Origin of the sequence: Paenibacillus cineris (genome assembly GCF_018333335.1) — a bacterium.
Classification (GTDB): Bacteria; Bacillota; Bacilli; order Paenibacillales; family Paenibacillaceae; genus Paenibacillus_AQ; species Paenibacillus_AQ favisporus.
In genome coordinates, this window is the sequence record NZ_BORU01000004.1 from 453,416 (window position 1) to 470,926 (window position 17,511).

Consider the following 17,511-nt stretch of genomic DNA (forward strand, 5'->3'; position numbering starts at 1 on the left):
CTCGGGTGTTTTTTTCACGCTTGAATGCTGATATTATGCCTTAGGCATTTCGTTGAAGAAAGCGACATCCTCCATCGGCAGTCTTAATGTCGGGTGTCCGGGATTTGCCGCCTTGCCGATGGCGATAAGCATAATAGGAGCGTATCTCTCTGGAATATCGAACGCTTCTGCAAATTTAGCATGATCAAAGCCGCCCATCGGAACCGTATCATATCCTTTGGCACGGGCGACAAGCATAAGCTGCATGGATACCAATCCACCGTCAATAGATATTTTCTGGAGAACAGTCTCTGAAGGCATGCTCGCGAACATCGTTTGATAGCGTTCCACAAAGGATTGAGCAGTGTCTGCAGGCATGTAACCCGCATCAACCGCCATTCCGTAAATCTTCTCGGCCAGTTTATAGCCCTCCAGATCTCCGAGTACCGCAATGACAGCCGAAGCTTCGATCACTTGCTGCTGATTGAAGGCAATCGGATACAGTTTTTGCTTCAGCTCCTGCGAGTCGATGACGAGGAATCGCCACGGCTGCAGATTGGCGGCTGAAGGAGCCAGCGCAGCTTGCTGCAGGATTTCGTTCATTTCCTCCCGCGAAATTTTCACTTCGGGATCATAGCTGCGGACGGACCGCCGTTCCTGAATAACGTTGAAAAATGGCTGCTGCTCCACGGTTTGTGACAATTGTGAAACGGACATGTTTCTCTCCTCCTCGTAATTACTGTGCTCAGTACAGGCACAGTATATCTTAAAATAAAATGCAGTCGGGCCACCAACTGCAACTTACATGAACACAGTATATAACGTTTCGACTCACATTGCAATCCGGTAATTATTATTGCATCAAATCGGCTAACGTATGCTGCTTGAGCAATTCGATCGTCTGATTCTGCACTTCTCCCATAATCGCTTCAAGCTTTTGTTGGCCCGAAGCGCATTGCTCCTGAACCTCTTGTTCGCAGCAATCCGATTTTACAGCCAAATAGATATCCGCCAGCGTAATTTGATCCGGACGGCGCTTTAGATAGTAGCCCCCGTTCCGTCCTTCTCTCGCTTCGACCATTCCGCTATGCGTGAGCTGCGCCAATACTCTGCGGAGGAATGTGGCATGTGATTGGACATCGCAGGCTATGGCCGCGCTGGAAAGCATTCCTTCGCATTTGGCAAGCAAGATCAGGGCATGTACAGCAGTGGCGAAACGCGGCGGACCAATCTGGACGCTCCGGTTAGATATCATTTAAATCCCTCCTGTTTACAGTGTATCGCAATCTCACAACATGTGTCTGTATCAGCAATACTTTCTTTTATCATATCAGTTCTTTCCTCAAACATAAAACTCGCGATGAACGGAGTGGATGTTTGCGGGATAAGGCAGGCGTCATGTTGATGTGTTTGGGTATCCCATTGTTGGTGCTCCCCCAAACTTTTGGTTTGTGGCAAGCTTCACGACCCCGCCTATAACGGCAAGTTTAAAGGCCATCCTTTTTAGGGATGGCCGTTGTGATATCGCTTGTTTGACTATCGTCCTGGAAAGTTGTCCCGTCACCGAACTTCAAATGGATGCTCGCGGCCGGTGGGGCTTCATATGACTCTCAGGCCGGCACGCCCATCAGGCCCTTACTTCGACTCGATACGGCCCAGCGGGTTGGCCCCTTCTTCCAAAGCCGCGCGGGCTGCCGCCCAGCTGGAATCGTCGATGCCAAGCGCGCTGCGCAGATAAGCCCAAGTGACCCGCTGGAGCAGGGCGACCCGTTCGGGGTTCTCGTCCGTCGTCTCCGTGACGTTGTACCCGGGAATTCCGCCCAGCGAGTGCTCTCCCCCGAAAAGGGTGAGCAGACTCTTGCTGCCCGGGCTCAGGAAGTACGGATCGGCGAACCAGTCCGGCCCCCGTGTGGACAGCCGGGACTGATCCTGGTCCCCCGCGACCACGAGGGTCGGCGTATTCATGTCCGCGAAGCTCGGATTCATGAAGGGGAAGTGCTCGGCCGCGAATGGGCTTAAGTCGGCTCCGCCCTTGCCCGTCGTGGCAAGCAGCAATCCCGCCTGAATCCGCGGGTCGGACATGTCCTCACCCGGCTTACCGTCGGCATCAAGGACACGGGCGCCGAGCAGCGTGCTCACCGTCTGGCCTCCCCAGGAGTGTCCGGCTGCGGCAATGCGGCTCCGATCAAGGCGTCCCCTGAGACCAGGCACAGAAGCCTCAATCAGGTCAAGCTGGTCGAGAATGCGCTTCAGGTCATCAACCCGAATGCGCCAGATCAGCGGTGTTCGGGAATCTTCAGGTGGAAGATTCAGCGTTCTCGAGTCGAGGTGGGTAGGTTGAATAACTACGAAGCCGTGTGCTGCCCAGAAGTCCACCAAGGGAGCATAGCCGTCCATCGACGAGCCAAAGCCATGGGAGAAAACGATAATGGGCAGATCATGCCCCGTTGCGGGCGCAGACACCCGCACTTGCAGATCCTCACCCCGTTCCGGCGCGGGCAGCACTACCGGTTTTACCGAGATGATCGGAGTAGATGTATTAACGTTGATTTCCATAATTAAAGTTCCTTTCGTTGAGAGAGATTGGGGGGTGGTTGGGATCAACCACTAGAAGCTGCATTACCACGGGAGTGGGCCGTCCTCGTTCGAAAACGTGCCTGTCGGACCGTTCTCATCGAGGAGCGCCAGACGCACGGGTTCGCGTGCCCCCTGTTCGACGGTGCGCGTTCCCGCGAAGTTGTTGAGGTCCGTCCCGGTAAAGCCCGGGCATGCTGCGTTGACCTTGATGCCCGCCGACTCGAGTTCGATGGCGAAAGCAAGCGTCACGGCGTTGAGGGCGGTCTTCGACGGGCTGTACACGGCACCGAACATCGGACGATGCGGATTGGCCGGGTCGGCGTTGAGCGTCAACGATCCCGCTTCGCTGGATACGTTGACGATGCGTGCCGCCGGCGCCTCACGCAGGAGCGGCAGCATCGCTTGGGTGACCGCGATAACGCCAAACACGTTCGTCTCGAACACCGCGCGTACCTCGTCAAGAGAAGCGATGCTGGGCCGGCACGATTCCGCGATCTCCTCAAGCGGCCGGTCCGGATTGCCCGCATGCGAGATGCCGGCATTGTTCACGAGCACGTCGAGTCGGCCGAGCTCTCGGCGGATACGCTCTGCCGCGGCGTCGACGGAGGCCTGATTCGTGACGTCGAGCTGGAGGGCGCGTACGTCCGCTCCTATACTTTTTGCTGCCTCCTCCCCATTCTTAAGGCTGCGCGACCCGACGAGTACGGTGAAGCCGTGTGCAGCGAGATCTTTGGCAATTTGATGGCCGATTCCTTTGTTGGCCCCGGTAACCAGGGCGACGGGTTTATGCTGCATCTAAAAAAATCTCCTTTCGTGCATTGAAGTATGGTATTTGTAAATGCTCCAGGCTGATGCGCCAACTTCGTATCCAGAATGGATCTTTGGGTTGATACGTCAACCTAATGGGTAAAAAACTTGGTTGCACCTCAACCCATCATGTGCGATCACATCTGGTTGATGCGTCAACCTGGTATCTACTGTAACATGTTGTGGTTGATGCGTCAACCATGATATGATGTTTCTATGGATAAGAACGAGCTAAATGAAGTAGAAATGCGAATATGGCATATGTGGAAGGGTTCCTTCCAGACCATCTTCGGCCGCGTCATCAAGGAAATATCCGAGCAGACCGGGCTATCGGAAGGTGATTATGGTGTTTTGGACCGGTTAGACCTGTTTGGGGACGGCAGCCTTCGCCAGCAGGAATTAGCCGACTCGATGGACTGGGATAAGAGCCGATTGTCACATCATTTGACGCGGATGGAGAAACGTGGACTCGTGAGGAGGAAGCCGCTGAACACGGATCGTGGCGTTCAAGTCATCATCACTCCCGCCGGCAAATCCGTGCTGGAAGATGCCCGTCCTATCGCCTCCAGGGCCATACGCAGGCATTTCTTTGATCAATTAACCGAGCAAGACATCGAGTCGATTACTAGGCTGGCGGAGAAGACAAGGTCTTCGTCTGGTAAAACCCCGCCGCCCTGACCACGTTTGTTAATGCTATTCGTGAAACAGATGACTACATCGATCAGTAAAGAACGTGCCCATCACCCAAACGGTGAAGGGGCCTTCTACTTTCTGTAAGCCCTGACCCCTCTCTAAGGTGTCTATGGGCGAATAAACAAAAAAGGAGCTGCCCGCGGCAGCTCCTTTTCTCATGTGGGAGAATGCTCTCACCCTCTATAGGTCGGAGTGAATGGAATCGAATTTTGCTTCGCTGAAAGCGATCAGTTATTGGTATTGCGGCTAAACTGATTCACGGCACTAAAGAGCGCTTTTACCGACGAAGTCATAATATCAACGTCAATGCCGCATCCCCAATATACACTGCCGTTGGAAGCCGTGATCCCGATGTAAGACACCGCTTGGGATTTCGAGCCTATTTCCAGAGCATGTTCCGTATAGACCAGATCGGAATAATCCAGCCCAAGCTCAGTTTGCAGCGCATTGCTGATCGCATCGAGTCTGCCGTTTCCGTTGCCGGCGATTTCCTTGACTTCGTTGCCGGTACGAATCGTGACGATCGTTTGGAAGTCTTCGTTGTCCGTCATGCGGTATTTCACAAACTCGACAGGCGTTTGGATATTCACGTATTCCTTCAAGAAAATGGCGTAGATCTCCTCAGGCATCAGTTCCTTCTGCTGCTGATCCGATACGTTTTTAACGAAGTATCCGAAGTTTTCGCGCATTTTCGCCGGGAGGTCAAGTCCGTACTTCAACTGCAGCACGTAGCCGATTCCGCCTTTGCCGGACTGGCTGTTGATGCGGATAATGTCGCCTTCGTATTCCCTGCCGATGTCCATCGGATCAATCAGCAGATAAGGGACCGACCAATGCTGCGGATTCTTTTCCTCGCGCCATTTCATTCCTTTGGCAATAGCATCCTGATGCGAACCGGAGAACGCGGTGAATACCAGCTCGCCTCCGTATGGATGTCTTTCGCCCACTCTCATTTTGGTCAGCCGTTCGTACACGGAGGCAATCGCCGGAATGTTCTCAAAATTCAGCTTCGGATCGACTCCGTGAGAGTACATGTTGAGCGCCAGCGTCACAATATCCACGTTCCCCGTCCGTTCCCCGTTTCCGAACAATGTGCCTTCGACGCGCTGAGCTCCGGCCAGCATGCCGAGCTCGGCGTCCGCCACGCCCGTGCCTCTGTCATTATGCGGATGAACCGACAGAATGACATGTTCCCGGAAGTTCAGATGCTCGCTCATATACTCGATCTGGCTGGCGTAGACGTGAGGCATTGACATGGATACCGTAGCCGGAAGATTGATAATGACCGTATTCTCTGCGGTCGGCTGCCATACATCAAGCACGCTGTTGCAGATGTCCAGCGCAAACTCGATCTCCGTGCCGGTAAAGCTCTCCGGCGAATATTGGAACTGGAAGTTCCCTTCCGTCTCCTGCGCGCACTCCTTCAGCAGCTTGGCGCCGCTCACAGCGATATCGATAATCTCTTCCTTGGATTTGCGGAATACCTGCTCCCGCTGCGCCACGGAGGTGGAGTTGTACAGATGGACGACGGCTTTTTTCGCGCCCTTCAGCGATTCGAACGTTTTGCGGATAATGTGTTCTCTCGACTGGGTCAGCACCTGGATCGTCACGTCGTCCGGGATCAAATCTTGTTCGATCAACGTGCGCAAAAAGGCAAATTCCGTCTCCGAAGCTGCGGGGAATCCGACCTCGATCTCCTTAAATCCGATATCCACAAGCAGCTTGAAGTATTCCAGCTTCTCCTCCAGATTCATCGGAACGATCAACGCCTGATTGCCGTCACGAAGGTCAACGCTGCACCAAATCGGCGCCTCCGTAATATATTCCTTCCGGGTCCAGTTCAGGCTGGTCTCCGGCGGCATAAAATATCCTCTGTCGTATTTGTTTACATTTTTCATGGATACCCTTCCTTTCGTCGATTCCTATGCTAATCTGCCAAAGATCGGAGGCGCAAAAAAAGCCTTTCATCTCCATTACAGAGACGAAAGACTTTAACATCTTACGCGGTACCACTCCGAATTCATGCCAACGCCGGCATGCACTCTACGGATACGGTTTGCATAAACAGACAAACCTGGATCCTCCTGATGATAACGGTCAGGCTCCGGCTCCACCTACTTTACTGTTTCAGCGAGCAACTCCAAGGTGAGTTCCAATTTTCTCCACGGCTGTTTCACACCGGCCAACAGCTCTCTGTTCGCTTAGAAAACCGTACTATTCCTTTTCAACGTAGTTTAATTATTAGGATTAATGCTATATCACCGACACGATGGTGTCAAGTGCAATCTACAACGTATTGTTCTTCCGTGAGGGCTTTTTTATTTGGCTGAATGCTGCGATATTTAATTTTTATGTACAAAAATAGTGGGTGCGGTTTTTAACCATCATTATGGTTCGTGTTCCCTTCCAATTTATGCAGTAACCTATAATCAGGGTTTACTTCCCATACTTCAAAGGAGGCACAAAGCATTTAGCATTCATGGCGTCTAATAATCTGGAGCGTTGCTGTGGTCTTGTGATGTATTCCCCAATATTGAATTCATCCATTTTTATATCGATCATTTCCCCATTCGTAAACCACTCAAGGCAGTAGTGAATCCCTTTTCCAAAGGCTAAATGCTGGCTTTTTCCCTCAAAATATTGAACACTTCGGGGTCATAGTACATTAATTTTGTTATCCATACTCTTTACCGAAGTCCTCCATCTTCTCAAGGATCGGCAGTAATTTATTCCCCTTGTCTGTAAGCGAATACTCTACCCGAGGAGGAACTTCTGGATAAACATCACGTTTAATGACTCCATCTTGCTCCAACTCTCTAAGCTGCTTTGTGAGAGAGCCTTGCGATAAACCGCCAAGAAATTTTTTGATGTCCGTATAGCGACGCGTTTCTCCTCTTAGATACCATAATATAAAGTATTTCCAACGTCCTGAAAGGACATATTGGGTAAAGGATATCGCGTACATATCCCTGTTTTCATCGATAAACGCTTTATCAAATCCTTCATTACAGACCCTCATTGATATCCCCCCCTGAAGGTACAAAAAGTTGTACTATGTTCATTTATATTGCCCTCTTTGCGGACCCAACGAAAAATTTTATGATAGTGTCAATGTCACCGGGACAGAACAACATTGGCCAATATTTAGTTAGCAGTCTTAATGTAATTATAGCAAAAAGGTGATTCAACTCTGAGCCTATACAGCTTAAAGGAGAGTAGGGAACACGCAAAAACATGTGAGTTCCTTATCAATACGGAGTTATTATATCAAATAAATATGGAGATGGATTACATGAATGAAACCATTTCACTGCTTCATAATCATGCATCTGTGCGATCTTTTACCAATAAATCCTTGACAGAAGAACAGCGAGAAGCAATCTTTAAAGCAGTCAGTCAAACTTCATCTTCCAGTCTTCTTCAAGCCGTTTCGATTATTCGAATCACAAATCCTGATCTGCGAAAAAAAGTGATGCAACTCAGTATGGATCAACCCTATATTGAAGAGGCAGCAGAGTTTTGGATTTTTTGTGCAGATTTCAACCGTAATCATCAAATTGCCCCAGTGGTGGATATTGAATATATTGAATTTCTGTTGGTCGGTACGTTCGACGCTGGACTAATGGCACAAAATGCCTTAACAGCAGCCGAATCCATGGGACTTGGCGGTGTATTTATCGGGGCTGTCAGAGCTAATATTAACGAATTATCTGACCTGTTGAAATTACCGAAGTATGTGATACCTTTGGTGGGATTATGCTTGGGTACCCCGGCAGGAGATAAACCTGAACTTAAGCCGCGGCTGCCTCAATCCATGGTCTTGCAAGAAAATCAATATCAACCACTAGATCAAGAGAAATTAGCCACCTATGATGAAGCCATGTTGAAGTATTATGAGAGCCGTCCGGTTATGGCTCCCTTCACAGTGAAAAAAGTAAAGGGATGGAGTGACCATATCCAAGATCATCTCCAGAGAAGTACTCTCCCTCAAATGATGAACTATTTGAACAAGCAAGGATATGCGAAAAAATAAACGGTTAAGGCCGAGGTAAGTTAACTACATTAGCGCTGCAGAATAATAGGGATTTTCGCAACCGCGATTGCAAAGCGGTTGCGAAAATCCCTCTTTCAGTTCGGCATCGTTCTACGCCAACAGCTCCGGCAAATTACAGCCGGACCTCCGACTGTGGCGGTTGGTGAGCAAAGCTGACACCGCCGCAATGTTCGGCGATGCCTTTCTATTAACCCTCTCAAACCTTAAAACCGGCTGTTCGAATTTTTCCGCTTTTCTGTCGGCAGGATGGCTTCGACTACGTCCCAATGCTCGGCGATCTTTCCGTTCTCCACACGGAACAAATCGTAAAAAGCGGTAGGCTGGCCATCAAACAAACCTTCGCTTACCGTAAGCACAAAATCGCCTTGGCCAATGACCTGATGGAGCTGAGTATATTGAAATTCAATATTTCTCTCCGATAACGCCTGGAGTGCCGCATGCAGTCCCGAAAGGCCATCCCCAATATGCGGACTATGCTGAATGTAACGATCCCCGTCAAAATAGGAGTTCAGCAGCTCCGGATTTTTCCCAAACAAAATGTTCTCCACATAGCTTTGGACAAGCCCTTTGTTCTCATCCGTCTTGTCGATATCCTGAACCGTGACCGGTCCGTCAATCATCGTATGGCCGCTTGGCGTCTTCTCCACCATCTCCTGCAAATTGTCCCAATGCTCGACGATGAGTCCATGTTCAAAACGGAAAATATCAATCCCAATCTTAGGACCGAAGAATTCATATACGGAATGGAGGACCACCAAATCCCCGTCGACCAAAGCACGTTTAATGCTGACCTTCGTACCGTTTTCCTTTAAATGAGCTAGCGCACCTAGCATGGCATCACGGCCATCAGGTAAGGCTTGGTTGTGCTGAATATATTTATCCGGATGAACGTAAGCCTTAATCGCTTCGGGGCTGCCGCTCTCCAAGCTTTCCAGCACAGCGGTTGCCTTAAGAACAAGCTCATTATGATCGTTGAATGTCATCGAAATATCCTCCCTTTGATATCGAAAGTTAAAATTAACGTTTGCGCTTGATGGACCGGTCCTGATCTCGCACCATTTATCGTCATCAGATAAATAATGAACACGATGTTGTTTATTTATCTTGTGCTCATTATAATAAGGAACCATAGCACCCTCAATATTCAATATTTTGAGTTTTGCAGGATAAGAGGCATTTCGAACGGATTTGTCGCTTAACGCCTTAAATTTCTTGTAGGAGAGCGAAATTCATATGAACAAAAAGAAGACCGATCTAAGAATTGTGCGCACGAAACAATCGATCCGAAAGGCATTTTATGAGCTGATTCAGGAAAAAGGATACGAAGCGATCACGATCCAGGATATCGCCGACCGGGCGATGATCAATCGAAACACGTTTTATCTTCACTACCAGAACAAGCCGGATTTATTAGATACATGTATGGACGAGCTGTTAAGCGAATTGCAGCAGACCGTCGTGCTTTGCCCATTTCATATGAACCCTTTCCGTCTGTCCAGACTGGAGACCGTCATGCAAGCCGTTCTGGAACACATTTCGGGGAGTATTACTTTGTACTATGCCATGTTGGTGGAGGAGAGCAGAATCTATCCGTTTCGAGCAAAAATGGAGGCGATCATCAAAGGCAAACTGGATGAGGGGTGGAGTCCTGCGCAGGGGGATTCGCCGTTAGCGGTATCTAAAGAATTGCTGCTTGAATACCTCGTATCGGCTTTCATGGGGATCGTGATTTGGTGGATCAAAAACGACCGGCCCCTGTCCGCGGCTGAGGTATCTTCCCAGTTCAGTAACATCGTGACCTATGGACATTTGAGAGCTGCCGGCATTGCCGTCGAGGAGTAGGATCGCGAGAGCAGAGATGTGTTGTAGGCTGGCGTTCTTAAAAAGACAAAGGACAGGAGAGCATGGTCTGCCCCGCCTGTCCCGTTTATGTTTTGATTTGATTGCTTCGCATCCTATGCCGAGCTTAATATTCCCCTTTAATGACAAAAAACGAACCCCGAATCGTTCCGGCCAGCTTGGACTTCTGCCTCGCAAACTTAAACTTCCCTTCCAGCTCTTGGGGTATCTCCATCCCTTCCGAAAGCTTGAAACCGACGGCCCGTTTCTTCGGGTCATCCACGGTATACATGACATTGAGTGCGAGACCGTCCTCATAAAAAACGTAGGCCATTTGGATATTTTCCACTTGAAAACGCGATGTTTCCAAAGGTTTGGCCGCAAACTCAATATCCCGTTCTTCTTTCAAAATCCGGTTCACATAATCCAGGGTCTCCTGGCTTTCGCTGGCAGGCACAACCGTAAATTCATGCTTGTATTTGTTCATAAAGTAACGAGCTTCATTTGCGCGCAAACCGGCAAGTGCTTCAGCGACAGGTGAAGATTCCAAACCAACCGTAGATACATTTTGAAAATCAACGATATACGACATTTCCATCCCTCGTTTTCCCTTAATTTCCAGAGATCTATATTTCACAAGCTGACTGACGATTTTGTTAGTCTTCTAAATATTGTTTACATAGACTGGTAGAAACAAACATCCCGTTTACATATTCAGCACTTTGCGTCAAAATCCTTCACATATCTTCATAAAATCTATGTATTCTAGGAGAATCACTCCTAGGATAATCCGCTCTCTCGTTAATCACCACGGCCTAATATATACTGATTCCGTCATCATTACATTACAAGATTAGCGGAGGGTTTCCTATGAATCAACTTCATGACAATCATACGCATAGCGGGCAAAGAGAACCGTTAATCGATTGGAACAGAACAGCTCTGGTCGTCATCGATCTCCAAAAATGGATAGGCCAGCAGTATGCCCCTTATTCCGCCGAAATGGTCATTGCCAATGCAGCCAAGCTGACCCAGCTTTTTCGTAACCATGGGGCTTTTGTGGCACTTGTGCATGTATCCAGTAAAGACTTCAAAGATATGCTTAGCCCTAAGCTGGATGCCGCGCCTCCCAAACTAAATCTGGTCGAGGGCTGGGACGAATTTATTCCCGAACTCGGCGTAACGGAAACGGATCATATCATCTCTAAAAAGCAATGGGGGGCCTTCCATGGAACAGACCTTGATCTCCAGTTACGCCGCCGGAACATTGATACGATCGTCATCTGCGGCATAGCCTCAGGGATCGGTGTGGATACAACCGCCAGAGAAGCTTTTCAGCACGGATATGATATCATTTTCGCGATTGACGCCATGACCGGGTTCACGAAGGCTGAGCATGAGCATGTACGGGATGTTATTTTCCCGAGGATGGGGCGGATTCGCACAACGGAAGAGGTATTAAAAGGGATTTAGTTCCCTGGAGGGGTTGGCCAAAGCATCCCTGAATCCGATAGATTGCACTTTCTTCAAACCACCTGGTTAAGTCGTTAATTAGACTCGGGGACGACCGCGGCCAGGGATTTATTTTCAATAGGGGAAGAAAGTACGATGGACGTTGCAAATTTCCCGTACTTTACGATTTCGTTCTCAAACATCTCTAAATCCGGCAGTGACGCGGTAACTACCTTCAACAAGTGATTATACTCTCCCCCGCTTATCCTGTGGCACTCAATCACTTCCTGGGCGGATTGGCAGAAAGCATAAAGTGATTCGCAATTCGTTGCGCGCAGCCAAATAGCCGCCATTGTATGTTTACCTATCTTTTCTCTTGCGACGACCGCCCGATACTCTTTAATCACTCCCCTTTCCTCCATCCGCCGAACTCTCTCCGTTACAGCAGGCTGGGTTAGCCCAACCATCCTGCCTAGTTCTGTCATGGAGATCCTTGCATTGTCCTGCAAAACTAACAGGATATTCTTATCAACCTGATCCAAGTGACCCACCCCTTATATTCTATAAGCGTATGAAGCTAAATGGTTTGATTTCCTTAGCGAATGATGATAAACACCTTGGTTGACCCATGTAGCATTCCCATACTATCAAATATAATTTGTGGAGTACATTGGAATCCAAATTGAAGGAGCGAGTCTATATGGGCAAAAAATCTATTGTAATTGTTGGGGCAGGTCCCGGAGTGAGTTCTGGCGTAGCTAAAATATTCGGTTTGAAAGGGTTCAAAGTTATTCTTGTGGCCAGGAATGAAAAATCGCTGGGCGAGCTTGAAAAGAGCCTGGAGGCCCAGGGCATAGAGGCATATGGAACAACAGCGAATGCTGCGGATGCGGACTCTCTTCAAACCGCGTTCCAGCAGATCAAAAGAAATCATGGAATCCCGGAGGTACTTGTCTATAATGCAGCTGTTATTAAACTGGGGACTGCATCGAAACTAACGGAGGCCGAGTTGTTGGACGATCTTAATGTCAATGTGGTCGGGGCTCTAAGCAGTGCTTTACAAGTTATTCCCGACTTCATTGAACGGAAGAGTGGAACGATCTTGTTCACAGGCGGTGGATTTGCCCTAACTCCTGCTTATGAATTAGCTTCTTTGTCTGTCGGAAAAGCCGCTCTACGCAGCTTAGCCTATACATTAGGAGAAGAATTGAAGCCTCATGGCATTCATGTGGGCACCATCACCATTGCTGGTACAGTTGCGGTGAACACAAATTTCGACCCTGATCGAATCGCCCAAACGTATTGGGATATGTATGAAAAGCAGAACGAACGTGAACTTATCTATCAGTGAGTACTCCATTAGCGGTCATTTTCGCCTTACTTAGGGTACGGATCACCCGGCTGTCTGTAACCGCAAGCTTAAAGGCCATCCTGTAAAGGATGGCCCTTCCTATACCTATAGCTCACTCGATTCAACTATGGTGCCCAAAACAGCTTCTAGATCAAGCTTTTAATGTCCCGCTTGTACCTCATCTCGGTCTATAGCTTCTGGAGGTTGCTCCAACCAGCCATGGTCAATCATAATATTGGCACCATCTTCTACATATAACGATACTTGCAACTGACATTTTGCAAATAAGGCGGCAACATCTTTTCTTGCACTAAGTGAGGCACCATTGGCGTATTCCCGGATCTTCATGGCAAACATATCGATTTTATGATAAACCATCAGTTTGTCTGAGAAAGGAGACTCCGTTGATGGTCTGACCAGATGATCAATGAGCGAAGGAGATGGCAAACCGTCTTTGGACAATTTATCCGACATCTGATCAATATGTTTTTGGTTAAGATTCTTTCCGCGTTCTAAATATTGTCTGACTTTTTCACTTTTTGCCACCTGAACAAAGCCAGTAATAATGGCTTTACTTGTGATGTCGTTGTTCATGTTTCCGTATAAATGGGCAATTTCCAAGCCTTGCAGCGGTCTCCCGTTTCCAAAAAATACATTTAAGAAGCTCTGTTTGGTAATAAAATCAACTCCTTCGGGAGGAGGAATGACGGGTGGATTTATGGATGCATTTTTGGAAAGCAAAACATCATTGACCCGAACCATTAATTGGCTCGTATCATGAAGGGTCTTGACAAAAAAATCCCGGATATCTTTCCGCGTTACTAAAGGTATAGCCACGCTATAAATACTCATCCCGGCTTTGCCCAGATACTGTAAGTAATGAAGATAAAAGTCATCTTCATACAGTCGGGGTGCTTCCAGATTTACGTCGTCCTTCGTAAACCCGACCGGTATGGGAAAGGCCGCTTGTTTAAAAATGGCTTCGATATCCTGTATATAATCTTCACATAACCCCTGGGCAAATTGTAAAATTTTTTTAATTTCTTTATCGTTCACATGCTGGAGATAATAACTAAGCACGCATTTCCCCATCGTATTTCCAACATACGTTGCCCAAAGTTTTCCCATCTCCGCTGCCGTTAATTGTGATTGATCTGTTTTCACAAAACTCATTCCTTTTATGGTCTATTGGGAACCCATGCCTAGGATATCCAGTGACCAGCTTCGAAATACACTAGAAGCGCACCTTAAATTAAGCACGGGTTCAGCTTAACGGGTTTATCGGCGGAAAATTGAGAAAGGGGCTGGCACGCCAGCCCCTTTCTTCCTCGGGTAGTTATTTTATCCCGGTGTGTGCTTTATATCTCAGCATCTTGGCGATTTAGAAATTGCCGAATCGATATATCTGTGCTTAGCCCAATGGCACGGCTATAAGCCAAGTGAGCATCTTCCTTCCGCTGCATCCGTTTGTATAAATGACCGGCAAGTGCCCAATAGGGCTGATAGCTTACCACTTCTGCAGATGGAATGGCTTCTAGAAGCGCAATGCCGCATTCCGATCCATAAGCCTCCGCCACTGCAGCGGCTCGGCCGACTAATGCGCCTAGGGTAGGAGATATACGAATGAGGACCTCGTATAATTGAGCAATCGCCTCCCACTCTGTTTGCCCAGTCCATAAACGCTGTGCATGCACGGATTGGATCGCGGCCATGAGTTGAAAGCGTCCGATTTCACCGGCTTGCGAGGCGATATGCAGATAACGCTCCGCCTCCAAGATCAGGCTTTGTTCCCATCGGGCACAATTCTGCTGCGAGAGGGGAATATAGTTCCCCTCTTCATCATGCCGAGCCCCAGCTCGTGCTTCACAGTGCAGCATGAGCGCCAACAGGCCATTAACCTCCGGCTCGCGGGGATTGAACTGGAGAAGCAGCCTTCCCAGATAGATCGATTCCTCTGCCAATCTCCTGTGAGGCGAATCGGCACTGGCTGCTTCGTCCCACCCGCTCCCGTATGCAGCGTAAATAGCCTCCAGGACGGAATCGAGACGATTCGGAATTTCTTCAGCATCGGGCAATTCAAATGTGATGCGTTCGGTACGAATTTTGGCCTTTACCCGCGTCAGACGCTGGCTCATGGTGGAGGGCTTGACGATGAATACAGATGCAATTCGGGCTGCATCGATTCCAAGCACCGTCTGCAGCATCAGCGGTGTACGCATCGCAGGGTCAATGGCCGGATGAGTACAAAGAAACATCATCCGCAGTCGTTCGTCCGGAAAACCAGTGTTTGACGATGCGAGCCGCTGTGTATCCTCTGACATGGCAATGAGTGTCGGCAGCGCACTTTCGGAAACGCGGGTACGGCGTGCACGGTCGATAAGCCGCCTACGGGCGGCGGTAACCAGCCATGCCTCAGGCTTATCCGGAATGCCGATCTTCGGCCAAGTTTCTAACGCAGCGAGAAAAGCGTCTCCGATCGCATCCTCAACTGCCTGCAGGTCCCGCCAATTTACAGCTAAATAGGAGAGTAATCGGCCGTAAGCGTTACGAGCTGTTTGTTCAATAACTTGATGAGCTTCCATAGAAATGGTTACTTCAGCGCGGGAAGGTTCTCTCTGACCTCCACCGTATCGACAGGCCCTCGAGCAGCCCACTCTAATGCAGTATCCAAATCCGGAACATCAATCACGAATATTCCGCCGAGCTGCTCTTTCGTCTCGGGAAACGGTCCGTCCTGAACCTCCATTTCACCGCCGCGCCGTTTCATCGTTGCAGCTGTCTCTGGAGCATGAAGCCCCGAACCAAACACCACGATTCCAGACTGTCGTAAAGCATGCACGTAATGCGTCCAGCCTGCCAGGTATTCTTGTTGCCGGGCTGGATCCATTCTAGCCGCAAAATCCTCCTGGCTCTCGTAAAACATTAGGGTGTAACTCATACAAAAACTCCTCCCTGTAAAACCGTATTGGAATTGGGTTGCACTATAATGTCGTGTGGGCTGCTCCAATTTCTACATTACAAGAAAAATATTTATATAAAAAGCCGGCGTCATTTGGGATGCGCTCACAGGAAACCAAACGAAACTCCAAATCCCCACAAAAAGTGCGCAGTGAATACAAAAGCCCTTACATGTAAGCCATATATACTTGCTAATTTTGACATATAAAGTGAGCGAATGTTAGATTCTAAATAGATTGAAATAAAGTCTGCGCTGAACCTCCTGTTATAACAGCCCAATACGGCCTATTTCATTCATTTCTTTATTTCATTCTATATTTTTATGAATTCTTTAATTTAGGTGGGCTTATGAGAAAAAAATTACAAATTTACATATCGTCTACTTACTATGATCTAATTGAGGAAAGACATACCGCTGTGGAAGCCATACTTCAAGCCGGTCATATCCCTGCAGGAATCGAGCAATTTTTCAAGGAAAGCCCAGTGAACATTAGGAAGAGATGGATCGATGAGTCCGATGTATATATCCTGATTCTCGGAGGATTCTATGGTTTGACGCTTCCTGATGAATCCAAAAGCTATACGCATTGGGAGTATGAGTATGCCGGAGAAGCGGGCAAACCTAGATTTGCTTTTGTTGTCACAGATGAAGCATTACGACAAAAGCCATACGACTTTACAGCGATTGAATACTATCAGGAGTTTCAAGAGTTTAAGCAAACGGTCATGGAACAGGTCCCTATCTATTATGTGGAGGATGTACGGCACATTAAAATGGTACTTCGTGATCAACTGCCGGGGTATGCAGCAAGAGACGATTTGCATGGCTGGGTTTCCGGCAAAGATGTCCTGGATGTTCAAAAGCTGTTGGAAGAGAATGCAAGACTAAAGGCGGAGTTGGAGAAGAGGTAATGAAAGAGGGGTTGGCACCGTCAGCCCCGAATGCTAAAAAATCGCGTCCTCCAAAGGGAGAACGCGATATCAACCAGCTTGACTCCGTATTTCAACATCGTCATTTAATCTTTCGCGCAACCACTGCTAACCGGCCGTTTTGGGTTGAATATTCGCAAGTGGACAGTACAACAAGCTTGTCGCCATACCGGGCAGTTACGCCCGTATCATAAAGAGCAAGTTTCTTGATGTTCTGTACATACGAATCAAACTCGGCGGGCGTACTTATATTTTCAATCTGGTAGTATTTAAAAACGTCGTCCGATTTGCGATAAACTTGAGACAGAATGACGGCTACAATTTCGTACTTTTCCTTTTCAAAAAGCGTGCTGAACTGGAACGTAGCGTGCTCTTTGTAAAAATTTTCGTTCTTGTACTTCATTAAATCTTTAAACATCCAGCCGCTTTTCATGTGATGTCCATGAATCAGCAAAATGCCCGAACCATTGGCCCGGCTATGCGCATCCAAAAAGGGGAGGCCGCCTTTGTTTTCCTTCTTATCGAAATCATGATTGAGATAGTACTCCGCATCCTGTGGATTCTGCATGACCGGGTACTCAATTCGGGTGCCGTCAATCTTCAGCCAGCCGACGATATCCGGATTCCTCTCGTAAAGCTCTCGAAATTCGGGAAGCATGACCGGCTTACCCGCCTTATTGGACAAAAGGGAGGGGATTGCATCCCCTCCGCCTTTGCCAGACCCATCCTCCCTAACTTTTGTCAGCTCTTTGATTTTCTGCTGTTCAGCGTAATCTCGAAGGAGAGTCTTCGCAATACTGAAGAGAGAAAATACGAACACAAGGAGGGAAACGGCGATAAGAATCTTTTTCGTTTTGCTCATGTTCTTACC

Annotated in this window: 19 protein-coding genes and 1 other annotated feature; of the genes, 6 read left to right on the forward strand and 13 right to left on the reverse strand. The window is 48.3% G+C overall.

Annotated elements, in window-relative coordinates; all coding sequences use genetic code 11:
* Positions 1 to 33: 33 nt before the first annotated feature.
* The 4 genes from KI379_RS28810 to KI379_RS28825 form a co-directional block, all read right to left on the reverse strand.
* On the reverse strand, positions 34 to 696 hold the full coding sequence (locus KI379_RS28810; protein ID WP_212985719.1) for a nitroreductase family protein: 663 nt from the start codon (positions 694 to 696) through the stop codon (positions 34 to 36).
* Positions 697 to 832: 136 nt separating this feature from the next.
* On the reverse strand, positions 833 to 1,234 hold the full coding sequence (locus KI379_RS28815; RefSeq protein ID WP_076172363.1) for an RrF2 family transcriptional regulator: 402 nt from the start codon (positions 1,232 to 1,234) through the stop codon (positions 833 to 835).
* Positions 1,235 to 1,614: 380 nt separating this feature from the next.
* Positions 1,615 to 2,535, reverse strand: coding sequence for an alpha/beta hydrolase family protein (locus KI379_RS28820; RefSeq protein ID WP_212985720.1), 921 nt, complete (start codon positions 2,533 to 2,535; stop codon positions 1,615 to 1,617).
* 63 nt (positions 2,536 to 2,598) lie between these two features.
* Positions 2,599 to 3,351: an SDR family oxidoreductase gene (locus KI379_RS28825; protein ID WP_212985721.1), complete on the reverse strand. Its 753-nt coding sequence runs from the start codon at positions 3,349 to 3,351 to the stop codon at positions 2,599 to 2,601.
* 228 nt (positions 3,352 to 3,579) lie between these two features.
* Between KI379_RS28825 and KI379_RS28830 the strand changes: the two genes are divergently transcribed.
* Positions 3,580 to 4,041: a MarR family winged helix-turn-helix transcriptional regulator gene (locus KI379_RS28830; RefSeq protein ID WP_212985722.1), complete on the forward strand. Its 462-nt coding sequence runs from the start codon at positions 3,580 to 3,582 to the stop codon at positions 4,039 to 4,041.
* Between the two features lie 242 nt (positions 4,042 to 4,283).
* On the opposite strand, the gene leuA is transcribed toward KI379_RS28830, so the two are convergent.
* Together leuA and KI379_RS28840 are read right to left on the reverse strand one after the other, a co-directional pair.
* Positions 4,284 to 5,954, reverse strand: a complete 1,671-nt coding sequence (gene leuA, locus KI379_RS28835; RefSeq protein WP_212985723.1) for a 2-isopropylmalate synthase — start codon at positions 5,952 to 5,954, stop codon at positions 4,284 to 4,286.
* 76 nt (positions 5,955 to 6,030) lie between these two features.
* Positions 6,031 to 6,293, reverse strand: a binding site (T-box leader).
* Positions 6,294 to 6,730: 437 nt separating this feature from the next.
* Positions 6,731 to 7,075 (reverse strand): winged helix-turn-helix transcriptional regulator, encoded by a 345-nt coding sequence (locus tag KI379_RS28840; protein ID WP_089549515.1) that lies wholly within the window; start codon positions 7,073 to 7,075, stop codon positions 6,731 to 6,733.
* A 273-nt stretch (positions 7,076 to 7,348) separates the two neighbouring features.
* Between KI379_RS28840 and nfsA the strand changes: the two genes are divergently transcribed.
* Entirely contained in the window at positions 7,349 to 8,089 is a 741-nt protein-coding gene (nfsA, locus tag KI379_RS28845) for an oxygen-insensitive NADPH nitroreductase (RefSeq protein ID WP_089549514.1), read from the forward strand.
* Between the two features lie 224 nt (positions 8,090 to 8,313).
* Here the strand turns inward: nfsA and KI379_RS28850 are convergent, their stop codons facing one another.
* Positions 8,314 to 9,093: a nuclear transport factor 2 family protein gene (locus KI379_RS28850; RefSeq protein ID WP_212985724.1), complete on the reverse strand. Its 780-nt coding sequence runs from the start codon at positions 9,091 to 9,093 to the stop codon at positions 8,314 to 8,316.
* A gap of 250 nt (positions 9,094 to 9,343) precedes the next feature.
* Here KI379_RS28850 and KI379_RS28855 point away from each other — a divergent pair, with 250 nt between their 5' ends.
* Positions 9,344 to 9,952: a TetR/AcrR family transcriptional regulator gene (locus KI379_RS28855; RefSeq protein ID WP_076172379.1), complete on the forward strand. Its 609-nt coding sequence runs from the start codon at positions 9,344 to 9,346 to the stop codon at positions 9,950 to 9,952.
* Positions 9,953 to 10,076: 124 nt separating this feature from the next.
* On the opposite strand, the gene KI379_RS28860 is transcribed toward KI379_RS28855, so the two are convergent.
* Positions 10,077 to 10,541: a phage tail protein gene (locus KI379_RS28860; RefSeq protein WP_212985725.1), complete on the reverse strand. Its 465-nt coding sequence runs from the start codon at positions 10,539 to 10,541 to the stop codon at positions 10,077 to 10,079.
* A 278-nt stretch (positions 10,542 to 10,819) separates the two neighbouring features.
* On the opposite strand from KI379_RS28860, the gene KI379_RS28865 reads away from it, so the two are divergent.
* Entirely contained in the window at positions 10,820 to 11,422 is a 603-nt protein-coding gene (locus KI379_RS28865) for an isochorismatase family protein (RefSeq protein WP_212985726.1), read from the forward strand.
* A gap of 74 nt (positions 11,423 to 11,496) precedes the next feature.
* On the opposite strand, the gene KI379_RS28870 is transcribed toward KI379_RS28865, so the two are convergent.
* Positions 11,497 to 11,952, reverse strand: coding sequence for an Lrp/AsnC family transcriptional regulator (locus tag KI379_RS28870; protein WP_306433707.1), 456 nt, complete (start codon positions 11,950 to 11,952; stop codon positions 11,497 to 11,499).
* A gap of 149 nt (positions 11,953 to 12,101) precedes the next feature.
* Between KI379_RS28870 and KI379_RS28875 the strand changes: the two genes are divergently transcribed.
* Complete coding sequence (locus KI379_RS28875; RefSeq protein ID WP_212985727.1) at positions 12,102 to 12,752, forward strand: SDR family NAD(P)-dependent oxidoreductase; 651 nt, start codon at positions 12,102 to 12,104, stop codon at positions 12,750 to 12,752.
* Positions 12,753 to 12,911: 159 nt separating this feature from the next.
* Here the strand turns inward: KI379_RS28875 and KI379_RS28880 are convergent, their stop codons facing one another.
* From KI379_RS28880 to KI379_RS28890, 3 genes are all read right to left on the reverse strand, one after another.
* Positions 12,912 to 13,925 (reverse strand): DUF3231 family protein, encoded by a 1,014-nt coding sequence (locus tag KI379_RS28880; protein WP_076172388.1) that lies wholly within the window; start codon positions 13,923 to 13,925, stop codon positions 12,912 to 12,914.
* A 185-nt stretch (positions 13,926 to 14,110) separates the two neighbouring features.
* Complete coding sequence (locus KI379_RS28885; RefSeq protein ID WP_212985728.1) at positions 14,111 to 15,334, reverse strand: RNA polymerase sigma factor; 1,224 nt, start codon at positions 15,332 to 15,334, stop codon at positions 14,111 to 14,113.
* An 8-nt stretch (positions 15,335 to 15,342) separates the two neighbouring features.
* Positions 15,343 to 15,690 carry a YciI family protein gene (locus KI379_RS28890; RefSeq protein ID WP_212985729.1) on the reverse strand — a complete coding sequence of 116 codons (348 nt, stop codon included), beginning with the start codon at positions 15,688 to 15,690 and terminating at the stop codon, positions 15,343 to 15,345.
* Between the two features lie 368 nt (positions 15,691 to 16,058).
* On the opposite strand from KI379_RS28890, the gene KI379_RS28895 reads away from it, so the two are divergent.
* On the forward strand, positions 16,059 to 16,622 hold the full coding sequence (locus KI379_RS28895; protein ID WP_212985730.1) for a DUF4062 domain-containing protein: 564 nt from the start codon (positions 16,059 to 16,061) through the stop codon (positions 16,620 to 16,622).
* Positions 16,623 to 16,722: 100 nt separating this feature from the next.
* Here KI379_RS28895 and srtB read toward each other — a convergent pair whose 3' ends face one another.
* Entirely contained in the window at positions 16,723 to 17,502 is a 780-nt protein-coding gene (gene srtB / locus KI379_RS28900; protein WP_212985731.1) for a class B sortase, read from the reverse strand.
* Between the last annotated feature and the right edge of the window lie 9 nt (positions 17,503 to 17,511).

Bases quoted from the DNA above. Each gene is read 5' to 3' on its own strand.
- leuA (WP_212985723.1), bottom strand. From the start codon at position 5,954: ATGAAAAATGTAAACAAATACGACAGAGGATATTTTATGCCGCCGGAG.
- KI379_RS28855 (WP_076172379.1), top strand. From the start codon at position 9,344: ATGAACAAAAAGAAGACCGATCTAAGAATTGTGCGCACGAAACAATCG.
- KI379_RS28840 (WP_089549515.1), bottom strand. From the start codon at position 7,075: ATGAGGGTCTGTAATGAAGGATTTGATAAAGCGTTTATCGATGAAAAC.
- nfsA (WP_089549514.1), top strand. From the start codon at position 7,349: ATGAATGAAACCATTTCACTGCTTCATAATCATGCATCTGTGCGATCT.
- KI379_RS28850 (WP_212985724.1), bottom strand. From the start codon at position 9,093: ATGACATTCAACGATCATAATGAGCTTGTTCTTAAGGCAACCGCTGTG.
- srtB (WP_212985731.1), bottom strand. From the start codon at position 17,502: ATGAGCAAAACGAAAAAGATTCTTATCGCCGTTTCCCTCCTTGTGTTC.
- KI379_RS28875 (WP_212985727.1), top strand. From the start codon at position 12,102: ATGGGCAAAAAATCTATTGTAATTGTTGGGGCAGGTCCCGGAGTGAGT.
- KI379_RS28860 (WP_212985725.1), bottom strand. From the start codon at position 10,541: ATGTCGTATATCGTTGATTTTCAAAATGTATCTACGGTTGGTTTGGAA.
- KI379_RS28810 (WP_212985719.1), bottom strand. From the start codon at position 696: ATGTCCGTTTCACAATTGTCACAAACCGTGGAGCAGCAGCCATTTTTC.
- KI379_RS28815 (WP_076172363.1), bottom strand. From the start codon at position 1,234: ATGATATCTAACCGGAGCGTCCAGATTGGTCCGCCGCGTTTCGCCACT.
- KI379_RS28890 (WP_212985729.1), bottom strand. From the start codon at position 15,690: ATGAGTTACACCCTAATGTTTTACGAGAGCCAGGAGGATTTTGCGGCT.
- KI379_RS28830 (WP_212985722.1), top strand. From the start codon at position 3,580: ATGGATAAGAACGAGCTAAATGAAGTAGAAATGCGAATATGGCATATG.
- KI379_RS28820 (WP_212985720.1), bottom strand. From the start codon at position 2,535: ATGGAAATCAACGTTAATACATCTACTCCGATCATCTCGGTAAAACCG.
- KI379_RS28885 (WP_212985728.1), bottom strand. From the start codon at position 15,334: ATGGAAGCTCATCAAGTTATTGAACAAACAGCTCGTAACGCTTACGGC.
- KI379_RS28825 (WP_212985721.1), bottom strand. From the start codon at position 3,351: ATGCAGCATAAACCCGTCGCCCTGGTTACCGGGGCCAACAAAGGAATC.
- KI379_RS28880 (WP_076172388.1), bottom strand. From the start codon at position 13,925: ATGAGTTTTGTGAAAACAGATCAATCACAATTAACGGCAGCGGAGATG.
- KI379_RS28895 (WP_212985730.1), top strand. From the start codon at position 16,059: ATGAGAAAAAAATTACAAATTTACATATCGTCTACTTACTATGATCTA.
- KI379_RS28865 (WP_212985726.1), top strand. From the start codon at position 10,820: ATGAATCAACTTCATGACAATCATACGCATAGCGGGCAAAGAGAACCG.